The organism is Glutamicibacter sp. AOP5-A2-18 (genome assembly GCF_052446055.1).
In the GTDB taxonomy this organism is placed as follows: domain Bacteria; phylum Actinomycetota; class Actinomycetes; order Actinomycetales; family Micrococcaceae; genus Glutamicibacter.
On sequence record NZ_JBQSVW010000001.1, the window covers coordinates 135,290 to 152,254 of the forward strand.

Below are 16,965 nucleotides of genomic sequence, written 5' to 3' on the forward strand. Positions count from 1 at the left end.
GGTATTCACAAAAACCCAAAGGTGCGGGTCGACTTAAGAAACGTCAGGGACGCGATTGGTTTTATTTTCCCAACGGTGGTTTCTGCCCAGCACTGTCGTTTTTCTTGCAAAGGACAAAGTACATGAGCACGATGAAAGCTGCAGTAGTCAAAGGTTTCGGCGACGAACTAGAAGTCGAAGATGCTACCATTCCCCAGCCCGGCCCCGGGCAGGTGCTGGTCAAACTGATCGCCTCCGGCGTCTGCCACACCGACCTTCACGCTGCCGAGGGGGATTGGCCGGTCAAGCCCAAACTTCCGCTGATCCCCGGGCATGAAGGGGTAGGTACCGTCGAAAAGCTCGGCGAAGGTGTCACCGAAGTTGCCGTGGGTGATCTGATCGGCAACGCGTGGCTAGCCAGTGCTTGCGGGCACTGCCAGTATTGCCGCACCGGCTGGGAAACATTGTGTGAAGAGCAGTCCAATGGTGGGTACTCCATGGATGGTTCCTTCGGGCAGTATATGCTCGTGGATGCACGCTACGCTGCCCACATCCCTGAAGGATCTGATCCGCATGAGATCGCGCCGGTGCTGTGTGCTGGGGTGACGGTGTACAAGGGGCTGAAAATGACCGAGGTTAAGCCAGGTCAATGGGTTGCGATCTCCGGCATCGGTGGTCTGGGGCACATTGCGGTGCAATATGCTGTGGCCATGGGGATGCGTGTGATCGCCATTGACGTGGCCGATGACAAGCTCGCGCTGGCCTCCAAGCACGGTGCGGAAATTACCGTCAACGCCTTCGCGCAGGATCCAGCTGAAGTTATTCAGGAGAAGGTCGGAGGCACCCACGGTGTGCTGGTCACCGCGGTCCACCCTAAAGCCTTTGGCCAGGCGATCGGCATCACTCGTCGTGGTGGAACCATCGTGTTCAACGGCTTGCCCGCTGGTGACTTCCCAGCTCCCATCTTCGACATTGTGCTCAAGGGGCTGACCATCCGCGGCTCGATCGTTGGTACACGCCAAGACATGATTGAGGCACTGGACTTCTACGCTGCAGGCAAGATCAAGCCGACGTTCCACACTCGTCCGCTGGAAGATATTAACGCGGTCTTCGACGAAATGCGTCATGCAAAGATCGATGGACGCGTGGTCATCGACTACACCGGAACAAAATAATTTACGTGTAACCTCGGGCTTGCCCGCCGCAACATTGTGGCGGGCAAGCCCGAGGTTTTTACTTCAGCAACACCGTGGACTGCATGGATGAAATGGAGGACACTGGCAACAACAACTTCACGCAGGAGTGAACCATGAGATCCGTAACTGAAACCAAGGCAACCATCGCCGGGGAAGGCTTCTCCCGAGTAGCCTTCGCGTCCGAGGCCCTAGACCTGTTGCGCAAACTCTGGGGCATCCATGGTCCGCTGATGTTCCATCAGTCCGGCGGGTGCTGCGATGGTTCCTCGCCCATGTGCTACCCGGCCGGGGAATTCCGCACCGGTGACTCGGATATTTTGCTCGGATTACTTCCCCTCGATGATGCCAACGGGCAAGCCTTGGGAGAGATCGAATTCTGGATGTCCAAAGAGCAGTTTGAATACTGGAAGCACACCAAACTGACCGTTGATGTGGTCACGGGTCGTGGCTCCGGCTTCTCTGTTGAAGCCCCAGAAGGCAAACGTTTTTTGATCCGCAGTCAGCTCATCGAATTTCCAACCAGTTAGGGAAACATGTCTTCCCCAATGATTTACGTGCTCTTCGAGCGCAATGCACGCGAAGCGATGAACTTTTATGCGGAGATTTTTGGTGGAGAGCTTCGGCTCTTTACCCATGAGCAGTTCAATCGCGACGAAGGTACGCCTGAGGCGATCGCGCACGCCGAGCTGCGTGGGGTGGTGAACCTAGGCGGCGCAGATGTTGCGGCAGGGCAGAGTGCGGTGAAGACTCAAGGCCTAATGCTTTCCCTGCTGGGGAGCGCTAAGCCAGAAATTATGCGCCAGTGGTTTGAGCAACTGTGTGTTGACGGTGAGGTCATCGACCCACTGTCACTCAAACCCTGGGGTGCTACAGATGGCCAGGTCCGCGACCGTTTTGGCCTTCACTGGCTGGTTGGCTTCGAGGTTGAATCGGCCTAGCCGAATAACCGCTTGAAGAAACCCTTTTTAGGTTCGGCTTCGTGACCTTGGCAGCGGTCCTTGGCCGAAACGTTGCGCATTACTGAATCAACGTGTTGGCCGCAGCCAGCCCACGTGGTCTTCTGGCAAATCTTGCATTGAACTTGACGGCACATAATTTTCCTTGGTGTTTAGTGGTGTGGTTAGGACAGGGAGAGGAATAGCTTTTCGAGTTCTTCGACGCTCAGTCCATCTTCTTCTTTGGAAGCTTTTTCTGGATCTGCAATGCAGTACTGCATTGCAGTGGAGACGATGGCGAAGCCTGCACGATCCAAGGCGGTAGACACTGCCGAGAGCTGCGTGACAACTTCACGACATGATCCGTCGGTTTCCACCGCATTGATGACTGCATCAAGCTGGCCACGGGCGCGCTTGAGTCGGTTAAGAATTCGCTTGCGGGTTGCTTCGTCAGCGGTACGCATCGTTGTCTCCTTGTTAGCTGGCCGGCCATCGGACTGGTGATCGTTCGGTGTAAGCGTCTTGAACTGTTCGATCAGCTGTTCCAAGTCGCCAGTGTTTAACGCGCCGGGTTTTGAATGTACAAGTATCCCATTTTTGAAGGCCCTAAGTGTCGGGATCGAAGCAACTTTGGCTTCTCGTGCCAGTTCACTTTGAGTTTCGGTATTAACCTTCGCAAACGCGATTTTCGGGTGTCGCACGCTGGCCAGGTCAAAGATCGGTGCAAAGCTGCGACAAGGAGAGCACCAAGGTGCCCAGAAATCCACAAGCACCAGCTCATTGTTCTCAATGAATGTCGCAAAATTGTAGGCGGTGAGTTCTATCGGCTTCATAGGCCGCCGCCTTTGGCCACAAGCGGGCATCGGATGTCGAGCGTTGGAAGCATGCGGCACAAGATAAGAAGTGCACCGCCAGTCACCGCTGTCCAACTGAGTATCAGCCCGCCTGGAGCTGGAAGCTCTTGGCTGAGTACAAATACCCCCATGGCTAAAACAAAATAACCAAATCCGCGACGCAACGCGCTGTCGTTGATTTTTTGAGAGATTTTCATCCCGATCAAAGATCCAACGATTGTTACTGCCGCCAAGCCCAATGCTAGCGTCCAATTAATTGAGAGGGCATTAAGCTGCCCTGACATGGCGGCAACTGAATTCAGGGTGATCACCAACAAGGAAGTTCCCACGGCATGCTGCATGGACAGGCCAGCTAATAAGGCCAACGCCGGAACGATCAGAAAACCACCGCCAGCGCCCACCAGTCCGGTCACCATTCCAATGCCCAGACCCACAGGGACGAAGAACCTCAAAGGAAGGCTGGCGTTGGCACGCTCCTTCCGTCCACGGATCATCCCGCGGGCGCTACCTACCATGATCACTGCAAAGCCGATCATGAGGAGCTGAGCAGGAATTCCTTGGGCCAATAACCCGGCTCCGTAGGCGCCAACCATGCTGGTGGCTGCAAAAATCAGACCTTGTACCCAGCGCACATGACCTTTGAGCGCATGTGGCAACAGGCTGACCGCCGAGGTTGCTCCCACCACAAGTAGAGAGGTGGCAATTGCTTCTTTGGTGGGCATCGCGGCTACATAGCTCAGTAGCGGAACCATCAGGATTGAACCCCCGCCACCGAACATTCCCAGGGCTAGCCCGACAACGCCCGCTAGGGCCAAGATCATGATCAGCAGAGGTCCAATTTCCATGGTCTACTTCTTTACCTTGTTCCAGGGTGCCATGCTCAGGACGTTGATCATCGGGCAGCTATCGCGTACAGCCGAGTATGCAAGCCCACCGCCGATCCCCGCCGAAAGGTAAGCGAACTTCGGGGAGATGAACTTTGCGCCGAGCAATCCAACTAATACCAAAGAACCGGCGGTCATGCGCATCTGGCGGTCCAAGGCCCAGCGCTGTGTACCGCGCACTATAGTGCCACCTGCAGATTCGTAGGCGGTGATACCACCACTGAGAACGGTGCTACCGGTGATATTCAGTTCCTGCAGAACGTGTTGCGCCTTAGTGGCCCGGCTACCACTGTGGCAGATCAGTATCGGGCGGCCAGGAATCTTGTTCAGCACCTCGGCAGCGTTCGCTTGGAACTCATCCAGCGGTACGTTGTAGGAACCGGGGATGTGGACGGTCTCAAATTCACCAGCCGTGCGTACATCGATCAGCGCGAGCTCGCTATCCGGGGTAGCTACCAGACACTTGAGTGCTTCAGCGTCCAGCACAGTCTTAGGGGAAGTCATAAAATTCAGTTCAGCTTTCGGTACTGTCGATGATTAGTTGTCTAGCTTGGACCAGCCGAGGTAACTACCTTCGAGCTCAATCACGTTGAATCCGGCATCACGTAGGGCGCTGGCAGCCACTGCATTGCGCATGCCGCTCTGGCAGTAGGTCACGATGGTGCCATCCGTTGGCAACTGGTCCTGCTGCCACAGCACTCGACCACCGGAAATCTGTGTGGCACCAGGGATATGCCCGGCGGCAAATTCGGTCTTGTTGCGCACATCTAGCAGTAAGTCATGGTCGAAATCAGTCAGTTGTGCAGGTGTGATTGACTGCGGCTTGTAGCTTGGGAGGCCATCAAGGGAGAGTGCGTAACCCTTCACGGCGTCGATCCCTACGCGCATCAGGTGTGCACGGATTTCATCTGCGTGCCCAACAGATTCCGCCAGCACCACCATTGAACGACGATCCTCTTCAGGGTCGTAGGCCCATGCGCCGAAGCTCGCGGTTTTTGCTTTGCCGGGGATCGACAGTGCGCCAGGAACTGTGCCTTCAGCGATCTGGATGTGACTGCGGGTATCAACAAATACCGACGTGCCAGCTTCCATCTGCTCAAGGATCTGTGCGGCATCGAGCTCTGTGAGCTGTTCAAGCTCACCAAGGATAGTTGGTCCCTGACGATTCTGCCGCTTCATACGGGCAAAGTAGGCGTGGGCATCTGGCTGGCCGTTGAGCAGTTCGGCGATGAAACCGTCCTGATCATCAGTGGCCAGGTAGGTGCTCCACCAAGCGAACTTGCGCTCGTAGCCCAGCGTAGTAGATGGAACCGCGCCAAGTGCCTTGCCGCAGGCGCTACCGGACCCATGACCCGGGTGGATCTGGATGTAGTCGGGCAGTTCGGCGAGAGTCTTCTTTAGGGACGCATAGAGATCGCGGGCGCCTTCAAAACGAGTGTCTACGCCTCCGGCGGCCTCGTCTAGGAGGTCAGGTCGGCCCAGATCGCCGGCAAAAATGAAGTCTCCGGAGAGCAAGTAGCCCGGGGAGCTGCTGAACGCGCCGTCGGTGACCAGATAGGCCAGGTGTTCTGGAGTGTGGCCCGGGGTGTGGCGAGCGACGATGCGTAGGTTGCCCAAGGCGATTTCATCCCCGTCGTAGAGTCGCTGGGCTTCAAAACCGTACTGCCAGTCTTCTCCACCTTCACCGGAAACGTAACTGGTGGCGCCGGTGGCAGCTGCCAGTTCGCGGGTGCCGGAGAGGTAGTCGGCGTGGATGTGGGTTTCGGCAACGGCGGTGATGCGCATGCCGTGTTTGGAAGCCAGAGCCAGGTAGTCGGAGATGTCGCGACGGGCATCGACCACAAGGGCCACACCCTTAGCTTGGCAACCAATAAAGTAGCTGGCCTGCGCGAGGTCCTCATCGTAGAGGCGTTCAAGCAACATGGTGATTCCTTTCGGGACGGATGTAGTACGAGCTTATACATACCCCCTGGGGTATGTCAAGAATACGGGCGGGGGTATGCGTGCGTCCAGTGAAAGTCGGCTTGTTGCGGGAGGGTTCTCCGGCCGCGCTGTTGCCTACAAGCTATCTAGGTGCGCGGCTAGTCGTTCGCTCGCATTCTCTAAATGCTGAGCTAATAATTCTGCGGCGCCCTGTTGGTCGCCGGCGGTGATCATTTCCAGTAACCGGGCATGTTCGTCGGCGATATCCGTGGTGTTTAGCAACGTCGCATCTTGCGCCTGCGTCATGCACAAGCGGATCTCGTCGCTGAGTTGGCCGTAAATGGCGCTGGTGCGCGGCGAATTTAGCGCCTGAACCAAGGCGGTATGGAAGCGAACGTCCGGGTCCACGATCTGGATCGGCGAGGCATCACGCAGGGCAGTGATTTCTTCGTTGGCCGCACGAGCGGCTTGCGGAACCTGGCCGGTGCTGGCCAGTAGGCGCACGGCCTCGGCTTCGATGATGGCGCGGGTGCTGTAGATGTCGCGGGCATCAGCCGAGGTCAGGCGCGTGACCCGGGCGCTCTGGTGGGCGTTGCGGGTGAGCAGGCCGCTGGCCACGAGGTTTTCCAGCGCGGCCTTGGCGGTGGGACGGGCCACCTCATAATGGGTGGCCACATCGACTTCGCCCAAGGGGGTGCCGGGGGCCAGCTCGCCGCTGAATATGCGGGTGCGCAGTGAGGCGATGACGGCCTGCACCACCGAAACCACTCCTAATCGGGCTGCCACGTGATTTCCTTTCGCGCCGGCAGAAAATAACTATGTAAGTATCCCATGAAACGTACTATCATGGCATGTATTCTTGTTAGACAATTTTCTTCTTGGGCAGTAACCACCTGCCCGCAACACAGGAGCGCACCATGGCATTGAGCACGCCGGCACTCGGTGAACCTAGGGTTCCATCCAGTATTCTCGACCTCGTGGGCGATCCGGGGCGCGTTAAAACTCGATCCATCGACCGTGTCGCCTACGCCTCGGATGCCTCGCATTACCTGTACACCCCTCAGGCCGTAATCCTTGCCAAAGATGCCGCTGAAGTCGCAGCCCTGCTGCGCGCCTCGGCCGCTAATAACCAACCGGTGACCCTGCGTTCGGGCGGCACCTCGCTGGCTGGCCAGGCCAGCGGTGATGGTTTGATGATCGACGTGCGCCGCAACTTCCGCGACATTCAGGTGCTCGACGACGGTGCTCGCGTGCGGGTGCAGCCCGGCGCCACCGTCCGCCAAGTTAACGCGCGTCTGGCGGTGTACGGCAGCAAGCTCGGTCCGGATCCGGCGAGCGAAGCGGCCTGCACCATCGGCGGAGTGATCGCCAATAACTCTTCTGGCATGGCCTGCGGCACCGAGTTCAACACCTACCGCACCTTGGAATCGATGACCTTTGTGCTGCCCTCGGGCACCATGATTAATACCGCCGATCCGGATGCCGACCGTCAGCTAGCCGCCGCGGAACCGGAACTGGTCGCCACCTTGGACACGCTGCTCAAGCGCGTGCGCACCAACCCGGCCTCGGTGGCCAAAATCCAAAAGCACTTTGCCCTAAAAAACACCATGGGCTACGGCATCAACGCCTTTTTGGACTATGACACCCCGGCGGATCTGATGGCGCACCTAATCATCGGCTCCGAAGGAACCTTGGCCTTTGTTGCCGAAGCGGTGTTCCGTACCGTGCCGATCCGTAAGTTGGCCATCGCCACCCTGGCCGTGTTCGAAAACCTGGATTTGGCCACCCGTGCCCTGCCTGAACTGTTGGAATCCGGGGCGGCGACCCTTGAACTAATGGACTCCACTTCACTGCGTGTGGGTCAAGAACTGCCCGGTGTGCCCGAGGCGATTATGGGCTTTGAGGTGGATCAACAGGCGGCGCTGCTGATCGAATACCACGCGGATAACGCCGAAGAACTTACCGGGTTGCAAACCGCTGGCCAACGTCTGCTGGACACCGCGGCGCTACGCGCCCCCGCACTGCTCTCTGACGATGCCAAGAGCCGGCAGGCTGCCTGGAAATTCCGCAAGGGCCTCTACGCCTCGGTGGCAGGCGCTCGCGCATCCGGGACCACCGCCCTACTAGAAGACGTCGTTGTCCCGGTTGAATCACTGGCTGAAACCTGCGACAACTTGCAAGGCCTGTTCACGGAGTACGGTTACGAAGATTCGGTGATCTTCGGCCATGCCAAGGACGGCAACATCCACTTTATGCTCACCGACCGCTTTGAGGGTGATGCGTCACTAAACCGCTACAACTCGTTTAACGACAAAATGGTTGAACTGATCCTGGCCAAGGACGGGAACCTGAAGGCTGAGCACGGTACCGGCCGCGCCATGGCCCCATTTGTTCGCGCGCAGTACGGCGACGAACTCTACGAGGTGCACCTTGAATTGAAGGCTGCCTGTGACCCGCGGCTGATGATGAACCCAGGGGTGATCATCGACGAGGACCACGCGGTCCACATTCGCAATATCAAGCTCAACGAAACCATCGAAGTTGAGGCCGACCACTGCGTGGAATGTGGTTACTGCGAGCCTGTTTGCCCTTCCAAGGACCTGACCCTCACCCCGCGCCAGCGCATCGTGGTGCGTCGCGCCATTGCCAAGGCTGAAGCCGAAGGCAACACTGAACTGGCTGCGGAGCTGGAACGCGATTACGAATATAACGGCGTACAGACCTGCGCCGTGGATGGCATGTGCGTGACCGCCTGCCCGGTCGGTATCAATACCGGTCTGCTGGTCAAGCGCCTGCGTCGCGAAGATACTCACCCGGTTTTGGCTGCCGGTTTTAAGGCCGCCGCCAAGGGCTGGGGACCGGCCACTCGTGCGGGGTCCCTTGCGCTCAGTGTTGCCGATAAACTCCCGGCACCGCTGGTACGAGGCGTCACCGATGTGGCCCGCAAGGTCGTGAGCACCGATGTTATGCCACGCTATGATGCGGATCTTCCCGGGGGAGGCAAGGCACGTAAATTATTGGCTGGGAATTTAGGCGCTGCTGGCACCGAGCCGCTGGCGATTTACCTTCCTGCGTGTGTGAACTCGATGTTTGGCCCGACCGGTGAAGGCGAAGGTGTGGCTTCGGCCTTCACCAAGTTGCTGCATGCCGTTGGCGTTTCGGTATATGTCCCGCAAGGCATTGAATCCACCTGTTGCGGTACCCCTTGGACTTCCAAGGGCTACGCGGAGGGGCACGAGGCGATGGCCGAGCGCGTCCTTCAAGAAGTTCGTTCAGCCTTGCCGGGGAAAAATCTGCCGATCATTTCTGATGCTTCCAGCTGCACCGAGGGCTTTGCCCACACCCTCGAAGAGCAGGGGTATGAAGTGGTTGACCTGTTGGCTTTCACCTCAAAGCACCTGCTGGACAAGTTGCCTGAAATTCAGAAGATCTCCTCGATCACGTTGCACCCGACCTGCTCGTCCACCCAAATGGGTCTGAACCCTGATCTGCAGAAAATTGCACAGACCGTGGCGCAGCAGGTGAACACTCCAGTGAACTGGGGTTGCTGTGCCTTTGCGGGGGATCGTGGCATGTTGCACCCCGAGCTGACTGACTCGGCCACCGCACGCGAAGCTGCCGAAGTTCGCGAGCTGGATGCGCAAGCCCATGCGTCGTGCAACCGCACGTGCGAACTTGGAATGTCCCGCGCCACCGGCAAAGAGTACCGCCACGTGGTTGAACTTCTTGCTGAGGCCGTCGGCAAGTAATCGCAATGAGGTCGTCCAGAAAGCTTTTCTGGACGACTTTGTTGTTGGTGCGAAAAGTACGCAGATCTGCACTCGCGGTGCCAAATAACCTAGACATATCAGGGTGCGCTCAGAATATGGTTAAACCTAGCCATCGATGATGCTTGGAAGGAACCAAATGCGTATCGTAGTAATGCAGGCCGAGGCAGAGGTATTGGAGATTGAGCGCAATCTTCTTGCCATCGATCATGCTGCGCAACGTGCTGCCTCCGATGGCGCCAAAATCCTGCTCACTTCCGAGCTTTTCACCGTCGGCTATGCGCCCTACGTCCTGCGCGATTCGCTGGATATTTCGTTGTTGCCTGGTGCGCGTGAGCGGTTGTCGGCCATTGCCGCCAAGCATTCGATTGCCCTGGTCTACTCCCTACCCGAGATCACTGATCACGGTTGGCTGATCACGTCTACTTTTGTTGATGATCGGGGAGCGAAGCTGGCCCATTATCAAAAGGTGCAGCTCTTTGGTACTGAAGAGCATGAAGTCTTTATCGCTGGCAGCAACCCTCCAGCCTCCTTCGAATATGAGGGCATCACGCTGGGCATGGTGATCTGCTTTGACGTGGAATTCCCGGAGGTTGTCCGGGAAGCCTCGCGACGTTCAGTGCAGTTGCTACTTGTTCCCACTGCCATGGGCCGCGGATACGAGCAAGTGTGCACTCAACTTGTTCCAACTCGCGCCATGGAGAGCCAGCTTTTTATTGCCTACGCAAACCACAGCGGAACTGAAGCTGGATTTGAGTTGGCAGGCACCAGCGTAATCGCCGGTGCTGATGGCACCATCCTGGCTCAAGCCGGTGCAGGTTCCGAGATTCTTGCTGCGGATATCGACGTGAGTTCTTTGGCGAAGATTAGATCGGAAGTTCCGTACCTTGCCGAAGCTCGGACGGATCTCTACGCGCAATGGCTAATGGAGAAATAACTGACCCATAGGGTATGCCCGCGCAGCGAAGTGCTGCGCGGAAACACCTTAGGTTTGCGGTCATGATGTGTTGGAAGCCGGCGGATCGCCCCGGCTCAGCCTGCCCTTGAAGTCTTTGAACCACGTTGCATCGGTCGCCAACTGTGGGAAAGGCTTATGCACATATCCGGTCGCAGGTGGGGCCGTGGACTGATAAGACATTCCGGATACCGGGCTGATGAGCATCGTGTGCGGACCCTTCATGGCCGTGAGCTCAATCCAACCGTAAGCTTCCTTATTCTTGTTGCAGTTTTCGCAACGGCCGCAGGAATTGTGCACGTTGGTCTTCCCACCCCGCGCGTACTGCTCCACGTGGTCAGTTTCGGCAACGATTCCATCGCAGAAAGGTGTGCGGCAATGTCGATCTCGAATGCTGACGAATTTCTTGAGCTTCTCCGGGAAGATCCGGGCCTTGGAATCCATGCTTATCAAGTCTTGGTTGCCGGGAGCCGTATATATTCTCGCGAGTTCGGTGAGCACTTCGATTTCTTCAATATGTTCCGGGGTGAGCTTTGCTTCCATCTCTTCGAAGGTTAATTCGTTGTCGATCTGGTGCCCGCCGATCCATTCACGCACCTCTTGTGCGGGAATGTATCCGTAGCCTTCGAGGAAAGCGGGTTCACGTTCGCCTTGGAAGAGTGCTCGCTCGGTCATGATGACGCCAACCTGCAAGTTGATGGGCATCTTTGAGGGCTCACCGATCATCATGTAGCTAAAGAGAATGTCGGCCCGGATCTGGTCCTTGGTGCGCTTGTCGCCCTTCTTATTGAGCTTGCGGGACTCCTTGTACAAGTAGTTCTTGAGTCCCATTCCCGACAGTAGTGGGAACTGTGCGGTCAGCTTCACGCAGCCCTTTTTCTCGTCGATAGTCATGCGAGCGAAACGAGACTCTTCGACAGTTTTGTGCTCTTTGGATACAGGGTCGGAATTGAAGGAAAGCGTGAAATTTCGGACGGTATCCTTGATCCGTTTCCGCCCCATGCCCTCGAACATGTTCGGATTCTGGCCGAAGAGATCATCAAATTCGGTGCGACGTTGCGCTTTGACAGTCTGCAGTTCGTTGAGGATGGTGAAAATTTGAGGTTCGGTAAATTCGCCCCGGGAAAAGGCTGCAGCGATATTTGGTGTGTCTTCAAAGAGGATGCGGCAGTTGACTAGGTAATTGCGGTAGCCATTTGGGGACTGTTTGCGGGCAATGGCTACGCAAGCAGCGGCACCACGAGTCTGGTCGTCAAGGTTGACGCCACGTTCCTCATGGTCGGAAACGAATTTCTTTTCCAGCTGGTGAGAGAGGCCGGCCTGCTGGAAGTTGGCAGACGCTATGAGCCCTTCGAGTAACTCGATGCCCCGGACACAGTCCTCTTTACTGCCGTGGTCTTGTATCCACGTCAGGTCTCTTTGCAATGCGAGCCAGTGGTTTTCGAATTCCGCTGGCTCTACCGCCTGGGGCAGGGCATCTCCGTGCACCTTTGCTTCGGACATATTCTAATTATACTTCATTAATTAGAATATGTCTTCGAATGTTGTGGAAAAGTTTCTTGAATCTCGGGCGCTGGGCTTAGCTCATGGAGCGGAAAGTTAAGGCCAGATATAGCTCCTGACGGACGTCGGCGCGGTTGAGGTCTTTGTTAAGAACCTCGCCGATGGCGGCGATGTGACGACGCACGGAATTGCGGTGCAGGTCGATGTTTTTCGACGTTTGGTCCCAGGAACCGTTGGCTTCCAACCAGCCTTGCAGCACCTCTAGATACAGGTCGCGACGCGCTTCGGGTAAATCAAGGATGTGTGCCAGGGTCTCCTGTGCTAGCTGCTTTCCGGCCTGGCTGGGTAGTAGGGAGAGGAACGAGCGGGGAATCACTTGAGCATCAAGGCTCTGGCCCTGTTCGCGCATCCGAGGCAGTAAGCCGGTTGCCTGGGCGAGTAGGTCGTGCAGTTTTTCGCCGAGCTGATGGTCGACGGGCGCTGGTGTGCTGAAGCCTGCGAGGTAGCCGGAGGACTTGAGCCGATCGAACCTAGTCTGGGTGGATTCGCAACGGGTGAGGGCCACAAAGTAATCGTCGTGCTGCATGACCAGTCGGGTATCAAACAGAGCCTGCAGGTGGGTGAGGTGGAAGTTGGCCTCGGTGCCGGGTTGATGCGACAGCGCGGTGATTACGACAACGCGGGCGGGGTCTGTGCGGTTCCCGCCGAGGTTGAGATTCAGCAGGGAGAGCATCGAGTCATCCAGCGGACCGCGATTGCCCAAAAGCAGCGCGGTGGCCAGCTGGGTTGCGGTGGAGGAGCTGGCGGCGCGCTCGCGGGCGAGGACTTCGAGTAGACCCAGCGCGGTGGTGATGAGGTTGTGGTCAAAAGCCGAGGGAGTACGGGCGAAGCCGACCGAAAGCACCCCAAGAAGTGGCGCGCGGCCGCCGGTGGGAAGTGTGGCGCGGATCGGGAAGGCTAGGTCGACCAAGGAATCTTCTTGGTGCAGGGCGAACTGCCCAGCGGCGGTGGTGGCCTGGGTGAAGAGCTCTAACTTCAGCTCCTCGTTGAGCTCAGCGGTGTCACCGATGGTGGCCTGGTAGCGGATGGCGCCTTCGGTGCCCAGCAGTCGCACGCTGGCAATTAGGCGCTGGGAGAGTACGGAAACCAGCGCGCTTTCGGGATCGCTCTGGGTCAGGCAGCGCATCAGTGCGCGGTTGGCTTCGGCGCTGGCATGCAGCTGCGCGGCGTTGTCGGCCTCGGTGAGCTTGGCAAAGGCGATGCCGATCGCGGCGAAGGGCACGCTGGCCGGAATTTGTAGCAGGGGCATCTGGTGCTTGCGGCAGGCGTCGAGCACCGTTCTCGGGATTTGGGTGAAATATGGCTCCAGCCCAAAACCCAGGGCGCTGACTTTGGCGTTGGCCAGCCGGCTGATAAAACCGTTGACCACCTGCGCATCATCGCTGTGGCCGACTAGGGGGAAGCCACTGGTGAGGATCATCTCCTGATCCAGTAGGTAATCGGTGGGGTCATCCATATCGCTGGCTTCTACCCAGCGCAGCGGCCGATCACCTGCGTCGTTGACCAGCGTGATTTCCGGTGGCAGTTGGCGCAGGAAACGACCTAAGGTGATGCCCGGGGTGTCGACGCTCGACCAGGATGGCGGCGGTGCAAAATGTCCCATAGGAAAATATTTTAGTTCAAAACTTCCATGCTGAGAGCCGGATCACAGATCTAGGCTTGAAGGCAGAAGAAAACCCACTGTGCAGCGAGGACCCGAGATGAACAGCACGACACAAGCCAGGCGCAAGCCAGCCACCGGCCTCGGTCCGCAGCTGCGACGGCGCAAGTCGATCACGCAGATGGTCTCCGAGAGCGAAGCCAACTCATCGGGCGGAACACTGCGCCGAACCCTAGGCATGTGGCAGCTGACCATGATCAGTGTCGGCGCGACCCTGGGCACCGGCATCCTGGTGATTCTTGGCGCCACGGTGCCGATCGCAGGCCCGGCCATCTGGATCTCCTTTGTGATCGCTGGCATCACCGCACTGCTTTCGGCGGTGTCCTACGCAGAGATGGCCGGAATGGTGCCGGTGGCAGGTTCCAGCTACTCCTATACCTACGCGACCATGGGTGAAGGCATCGCCTGGATCTGCGGTTGGTGTCTGGTGCTGGAATACGCGGTGTCCGTGGCCGCCGTGGCCGTGGGCGCCGGCGAATATGTCAACGAAGCGTTGCGCGCCTTTGGCCTGGAACTACCCGTTTCACTGGCCGGGGGACCGGCTGAAGGTGGGGTAGTGAACCTGCCGGCGTTGATCGTCGTGGTGCTCGCCACCTTGCTCTTGATGCGTGGAGCGCGCGAATCGGCCATCGTGAACACCGTGGTGGTCATCATCAAGGCCGGCATCCTGATCTTCTTCTCGATCGTCGCCTTCAGCGCCTTTGATGCGGGCAACTTCCAGCCGCTGTTGCCGATGGGCGCAGCCGGCGTCACCGCCGCAGCCTCCAGCGTGTTCTTCTCCTACATCGGTTTTGACGCCGCCTCCACGGCCGGCGAAGAAGCCAAAAACCCCAAGCGTGATCTGCCACGAGCCATTATGCTCTCGATGCTGATCGTCACCGTGGCCTATGTGCTGGTGGCGGTTTCCGCGGTCGGCGCCCGAAAGTGGACCTGGTTTGAAGGCTCCGAAGCTGCCCTGGTGCAGATCGTCGGCGAAATCACCGGGCAGCCATGGATGGTGCTGGTCTTTGCGCTGGCCTCGGTGCTGGCCATCGCCTCGGTGGTACTGACCGTGCTCTACGGACAGACCCGCATCCTGCTGTCCATGTCCCGCGACGGACTAGTGCCGGCGGCCTTCGGCAAAATTTCGCGCCACACCGGCACCCCGGTGCTGGGCACCGTGATTACCGGTGTGCTGGTGGCGATCACCGCCGGCTTTATCCCGCTGGGCGCACTGGCCGACGCCACGAGCATCGGCACCCTCTTCGCCTTTGCGCTGGTGGGCGTCTCGGTGATGTACCTGCGCCGCAAGCAGCCACTGGCACCGCGTACCTTCAAGGTGCCGTTCTACCCAATCACCCCGATTTTGGGCGTGCTCGCCTGCCTGTTCCTGATGACCCAGCTCAGCTGGCACACCTGGGTAGTCTTCGGTGCGTGGATGCTGGTAGGCATCGTGCTCTACCTGGCTTATGGACGCCGCCGATCAACGCTGGGCAAACTAAGCAAGCAGGCCTATATCGACAGCCACCTTTCGAAACTACCTCAGGACTAGCAATGAATACCAGCAACCCCATCACCATGCTTAACCCCGACTTCCCGTTCAGTTACGACAGATTTGTAGCCAACGAAGCCGGGCTGGGCTCAGTGCCCGAAGCGCTGTACGGCACCGAGGTGGCCGTGATCGGCGCCGGACTTTCGGGTCTGGTGACCGCTTATGAACTGATGAAGCTGGGCCTGAAGCCAGTAGTTTATGAGGCCGATTCGATCGGTGGGCGACTGCGCACCGCCAGCTTTGCTGCAGCCCCGCAGATCACCTGCGATCTGGGCGGCATGCGCTTCCCGGTCTCCAGCAAGGCGCTGTACCACTACATCGAGCTGCTTGAGCTGGATACCTACGACTTCCCGAACCCGCTGGCCGAGCCCACCGACTCCACGGTGATCGAGCTTAAGGGACAGAAAATCTACGTAGAAGACGTCGCCGATTTGCCGGTCTTCTACCAAGAAGTGGCCGAGGCGTGGAAGCAGGCCCTGCGCGAAGACGCCCACTTTGAGCAGATGCAGCAGGCCATCCGCGACCGCGATACCGCCACCATCAAGGCCTTGTGGGACTCGACGCTTGAAGAGTTCGACGAGGAAAGCTTCTACGGCTTCATCGCCAACTCCAAGGCCTTCAAGGAGGCCGGCTTTGAGCACCGCGAAGCCTTTGGCCAGGTGGGCTTCGGCTCAGGCGGTTGGGACACCGACTTCCCCAACTCGATCCTGGAAATCCTGCGCGTGGTGTATACCGACGCCGATGACTACCACCGCGGCATCACCGGCGGCGCGGCCAAACTGCCCGAGGCGCTATGGAATCACGCACCACAAAAGATGGCGCATTGGCCAGAAGGCACTTCCCTGTCCTCGCTGCACGGCGGCGCGCCACGCGGTGCGGTCTCCAAGGTGTACCGCACCCAAAACCCAGGCTTTAACGGGGCTAACACCATTGAGGTGACCGAACGATTTGGTCGCACCGCAGAATTTGGCGCCGTGGTGTCCACCGTGCAGTCCTGGTTGCTGTCCACCGGGATCGACACCGACGAGGAGCTCTTCCCAGCCGAACTGTGGACCGCGATCGAGCGCAGCCACTACATGCAGTCCTCAAAAACCTTCGTGATGGTGGACCGCCCGTTCTGGAAGGACCGCGACCCGGTGACCGGGGAGCACCTGATGTCCATGACGCTCACCGACCGGCTGAACCGCGCCACCTACCTGCTAGATAACGGGGAGGATCAGCCCGCGGTCATCCTGCTTTCCTACACCTGGAACGATGATGCGCTCAAGTGGCTCTCCCTGTCGGCGCAGCGCCGCATGGAACTGATGCTGCACTCACTGGAGAAGATCTACCCGGGTGTGGATATCCGTAGCCACATTGTGGGCCAGCCAATCACCGTATCGTGGGAGTCCGATCCGAACTTCATGGGTGCGTTTAAGGCCAACCTGCCGGGCCATTACCGCTACCAGCAGCGTCTCTACACGCACTTTGACCAGCAAAAGATGGCTGCCGGTCACCGCGGCATCTTCCTTGCGGGAGACGACGTGTCGTGGACCGCTGGCTGGGCCGAAGGCGCGGTGACCACCGGACTGAACGCCGTGTGGGGCGTGCTTCAGCACCTTGGCGGATCGGACGCGCCAGCCAACCCGGGTCCGGGTCAGTTCTTGGCCGAGTTCGGGCCCAAGGCGCTGTAGTTAGAACCAGCAAAAATCATAAGTCTCGTGCGCTGCTTCGGTTGG

Annotated in this window: 14 protein-coding genes and 1 pseudogene; 7 read left to right on the forward strand and 8 right to left on the reverse strand. The window is 58.4% G+C overall.

From position 1 onward, the window contains the following. Positions 1-122 precede the first annotated feature (122 nt). From adhP to ACT3RW_RS00670, 3 genes are all read left to right on the forward strand, one after another. Entirely contained in the window at positions 123-1,154 is a 1,032-nt protein-coding gene (gene adhP, locus ACT3RW_RS00660; protein WP_131090719.1) for an alcohol dehydrogenase AdhP, read from the forward strand. Positions 1,155-1,288: 134 nt separating this feature from the next. Further along, positions 1,289-1,702 (forward strand): DUF779 domain-containing protein, encoded by a 414-nt coding sequence (locus ACT3RW_RS00665; protein WP_131090718.1) that lies wholly within the window; start codon positions 1,289-1,291, stop codon positions 1,700-1,702. A 6-nt stretch (positions 1,703-1,708) separates the two neighbouring features. Beyond that, entirely contained in the window at positions 1,709-2,113 is a 405-nt protein-coding gene (locus ACT3RW_RS00670) for a VOC family protein (RefSeq protein ID WP_131090717.1), read from the forward strand. 182 nt (positions 2,114-2,295) lie between these two features. Here the strand turns inward: ACT3RW_RS00670 and ACT3RW_RS00675 are convergent, their stop codons facing one another. The 6 genes and pseudogenes from ACT3RW_RS00675 to ACT3RW_RS00700 form a co-directional block, all read right to left on the reverse strand. Beyond that, on the reverse strand, positions 2,296-2,574 hold the full coding sequence (locus tag ACT3RW_RS00675; protein ID WP_131090750.1) for a metal-sensitive transcriptional regulator: 279 nt from the start codon (positions 2,572-2,574) through the stop codon (positions 2,296-2,298). Between the two features lie 78 nt (positions 2,575-2,652). Continuing rightward, positions 2,653-2,973, reverse strand: a pseudogene (locus tag ACT3RW_RS00680) (thioredoxin family protein); the annotation flags it as partial. Continuing rightward, positions 2,940-3,809 carry a sulfite exporter TauE/SafE family protein gene (locus ACT3RW_RS00685; protein ID WP_444612478.1) on the reverse strand — a complete coding sequence of 290 codons (870 nt, stop codon included), beginning with the start codon at positions 3,807-3,809 and terminating at the stop codon, positions 2,940-2,942. The pseudogene ACT3RW_RS00680 and the gene ACT3RW_RS00685, both read right to left, overlap by 34 nt. A gap of 3 nt (positions 3,810-3,812) precedes the next feature. Next, positions 3,813-4,352, reverse strand: coding sequence for a rhodanese-like domain-containing protein (locus ACT3RW_RS00690; RefSeq protein WP_444612479.1), 540 nt, complete (start codon positions 4,350-4,352; stop codon positions 3,813-3,815). A gap of 33 nt (positions 4,353-4,385) precedes the next feature. Next, positions 4,386-5,771 carry an MBL fold metallo-hydrolase gene (locus ACT3RW_RS00695; protein ID WP_444612480.1) on the reverse strand — a complete coding sequence of 462 codons (1,386 nt, stop codon included), beginning with the start codon at positions 5,769-5,771 and terminating at the stop codon, positions 4,386-4,388. 135 nt (positions 5,772-5,906) lie between these two features. After that, entirely contained in the window at positions 5,907-6,557 is a 651-nt protein-coding gene (locus ACT3RW_RS00700; RefSeq protein WP_444612481.1) for a GntR family transcriptional regulator, read from the reverse strand. Between the two features lie 131 nt (positions 6,558-6,688). Here ACT3RW_RS00700 and ACT3RW_RS00705 point away from each other — a divergent pair, with 131 nt between their 5' ends. Both ACT3RW_RS00705 and ACT3RW_RS00710 read left to right on the forward strand, forming a co-directional pair. Next, positions 6,689-9,520 (forward strand): FAD-binding and (Fe-S)-binding domain-containing protein, encoded by a 2,832-nt coding sequence (locus tag ACT3RW_RS00705; RefSeq protein ID WP_444612482.1) that lies wholly within the window; start codon positions 6,689-6,691, stop codon positions 9,518-9,520. Positions 9,521-9,677: 157 nt separating this feature from the next. Continuing rightward, entirely contained in the window at positions 9,678-10,475 is a 798-nt protein-coding gene (locus ACT3RW_RS00710) for a nitrilase-related carbon-nitrogen hydrolase (protein WP_444612483.1), read from the forward strand. A gap of 60 nt (positions 10,476-10,535) precedes the next feature. Here the strand turns inward: ACT3RW_RS00710 and ACT3RW_RS00715 are convergent, their stop codons facing one another. Then, entirely contained in the window at positions 10,536-11,996 is a 1,461-nt protein-coding gene (locus tag ACT3RW_RS00715; protein WP_444612484.1) for an HNH endonuclease, read from the reverse strand. A 76-nt stretch (positions 11,997-12,072) separates the two neighbouring features. Continuing rightward, a complete protein-coding gene (locus tag ACT3RW_RS00720) occupies positions 12,073-13,659 on the reverse strand; it encodes a PucR family transcriptional regulator ligand-binding domain-containing protein (RefSeq protein ID WP_444612485.1) in 1,587 nt (528 codons plus the stop codon). Positions 13,660-13,756: 97 nt separating this feature from the next. On the opposite strand from ACT3RW_RS00720, the gene ACT3RW_RS00725 reads away from it, so the two are divergent. Both ACT3RW_RS00725 and ACT3RW_RS00730 read left to right on the forward strand, forming a co-directional pair. Next, positions 13,757-15,247, forward strand: a complete 1,491-nt coding sequence (locus ACT3RW_RS00725) for an amino acid permease (protein WP_444612486.1) — start codon at positions 13,757-13,759, stop codon at positions 15,245-15,247. 2 nt (positions 15,248-15,249) lie between these two features. Further along, a complete protein-coding gene (locus tag ACT3RW_RS00730) occupies positions 15,250-16,920 on the forward strand; it encodes a flavin monoamine oxidase family protein (protein ID WP_444612487.1) in 1,671 nt (556 codons plus the stop codon). The last annotated feature ends 45 nt before the right edge of the window (positions 16,921-16,965 follow it).

What these genes read in the sequence shown, in the direction of transcription:
- ACT3RW_RS00730 (WP_444612487.1), top strand. Translation starts at nt 15,250, where the DNA reads ATGAATACCAGCAACCCCATCACCATGCTTAACCCCGACTTCCCGTTC.
- ACT3RW_RS00665 (WP_131090718.1), top strand. Translation starts at nt 1,289, where the DNA reads ATGAGATCCGTAACTGAAACCAAGGCAACCATCGCCGGGGAAGGCTTC.
- ACT3RW_RS00670 (WP_131090717.1), top strand. Translation starts at nt 1,709, where the DNA reads ATGTCTTCCCCAATGATTTACGTGCTCTTCGAGCGCAATGCACGCGAA.
- ACT3RW_RS00710 (WP_444612483.1), top strand. Translation starts at nt 9,678, where the DNA reads ATGCGTATCGTAGTAATGCAGGCCGAGGCAGAGGTATTGGAGATTGAG.
- ACT3RW_RS00720 (WP_444612485.1), bottom strand. Translation starts at nt 13,659, where the DNA reads ATGGGACATTTTGCACCGCCGCCATCCTGGTCGAGCGTCGACACCCCG.
- ACT3RW_RS00695 (WP_444612480.1), bottom strand. Translation starts at nt 5,771, where the DNA reads ATGTTGCTTGAACGCCTCTACGATGAGGACCTCGCGCAGGCCAGCTAC.
- adhP (WP_131090719.1), top strand. Translation starts at nt 123, where the DNA reads ATGAGCACGATGAAAGCTGCAGTAGTCAAAGGTTTCGGCGACGAACTA.
- ACT3RW_RS00715 (WP_444612484.1), bottom strand. Translation starts at nt 11,996, where the DNA reads ATGTCCGAAGCAAAGGTGCACGGAGATGCCCTGCCCCAGGCGGTAGAG.
- ACT3RW_RS00705 (WP_444612482.1), top strand. Translation starts at nt 6,689, where the DNA reads ATGGCATTGAGCACGCCGGCACTCGGTGAACCTAGGGTTCCATCCAGT.
- ACT3RW_RS00685 (WP_444612478.1), bottom strand. Translation starts at nt 3,809, where the DNA reads ATGGAAATTGGACCTCTGCTGATCATGATCTTGGCCCTAGCGGGCGTT.
- ACT3RW_RS00690 (WP_444612479.1), bottom strand. Translation starts at nt 4,352, where the DNA reads ATGACTTCCCCTAAGACTGTGCTGGACGCTGAAGCACTCAAGTGTCTG.
- ACT3RW_RS00725 (WP_444612486.1), top strand. Translation starts at nt 13,757, where the DNA reads ATGAACAGCACGACACAAGCCAGGCGCAAGCCAGCCACCGGCCTCGGT.
- ACT3RW_RS00675 (WP_131090750.1), bottom strand. Translation starts at nt 2,574, where the DNA reads ATGCGTACCGCTGACGAAGCAACCCGCAAGCGAATTCTTAACCGACTC.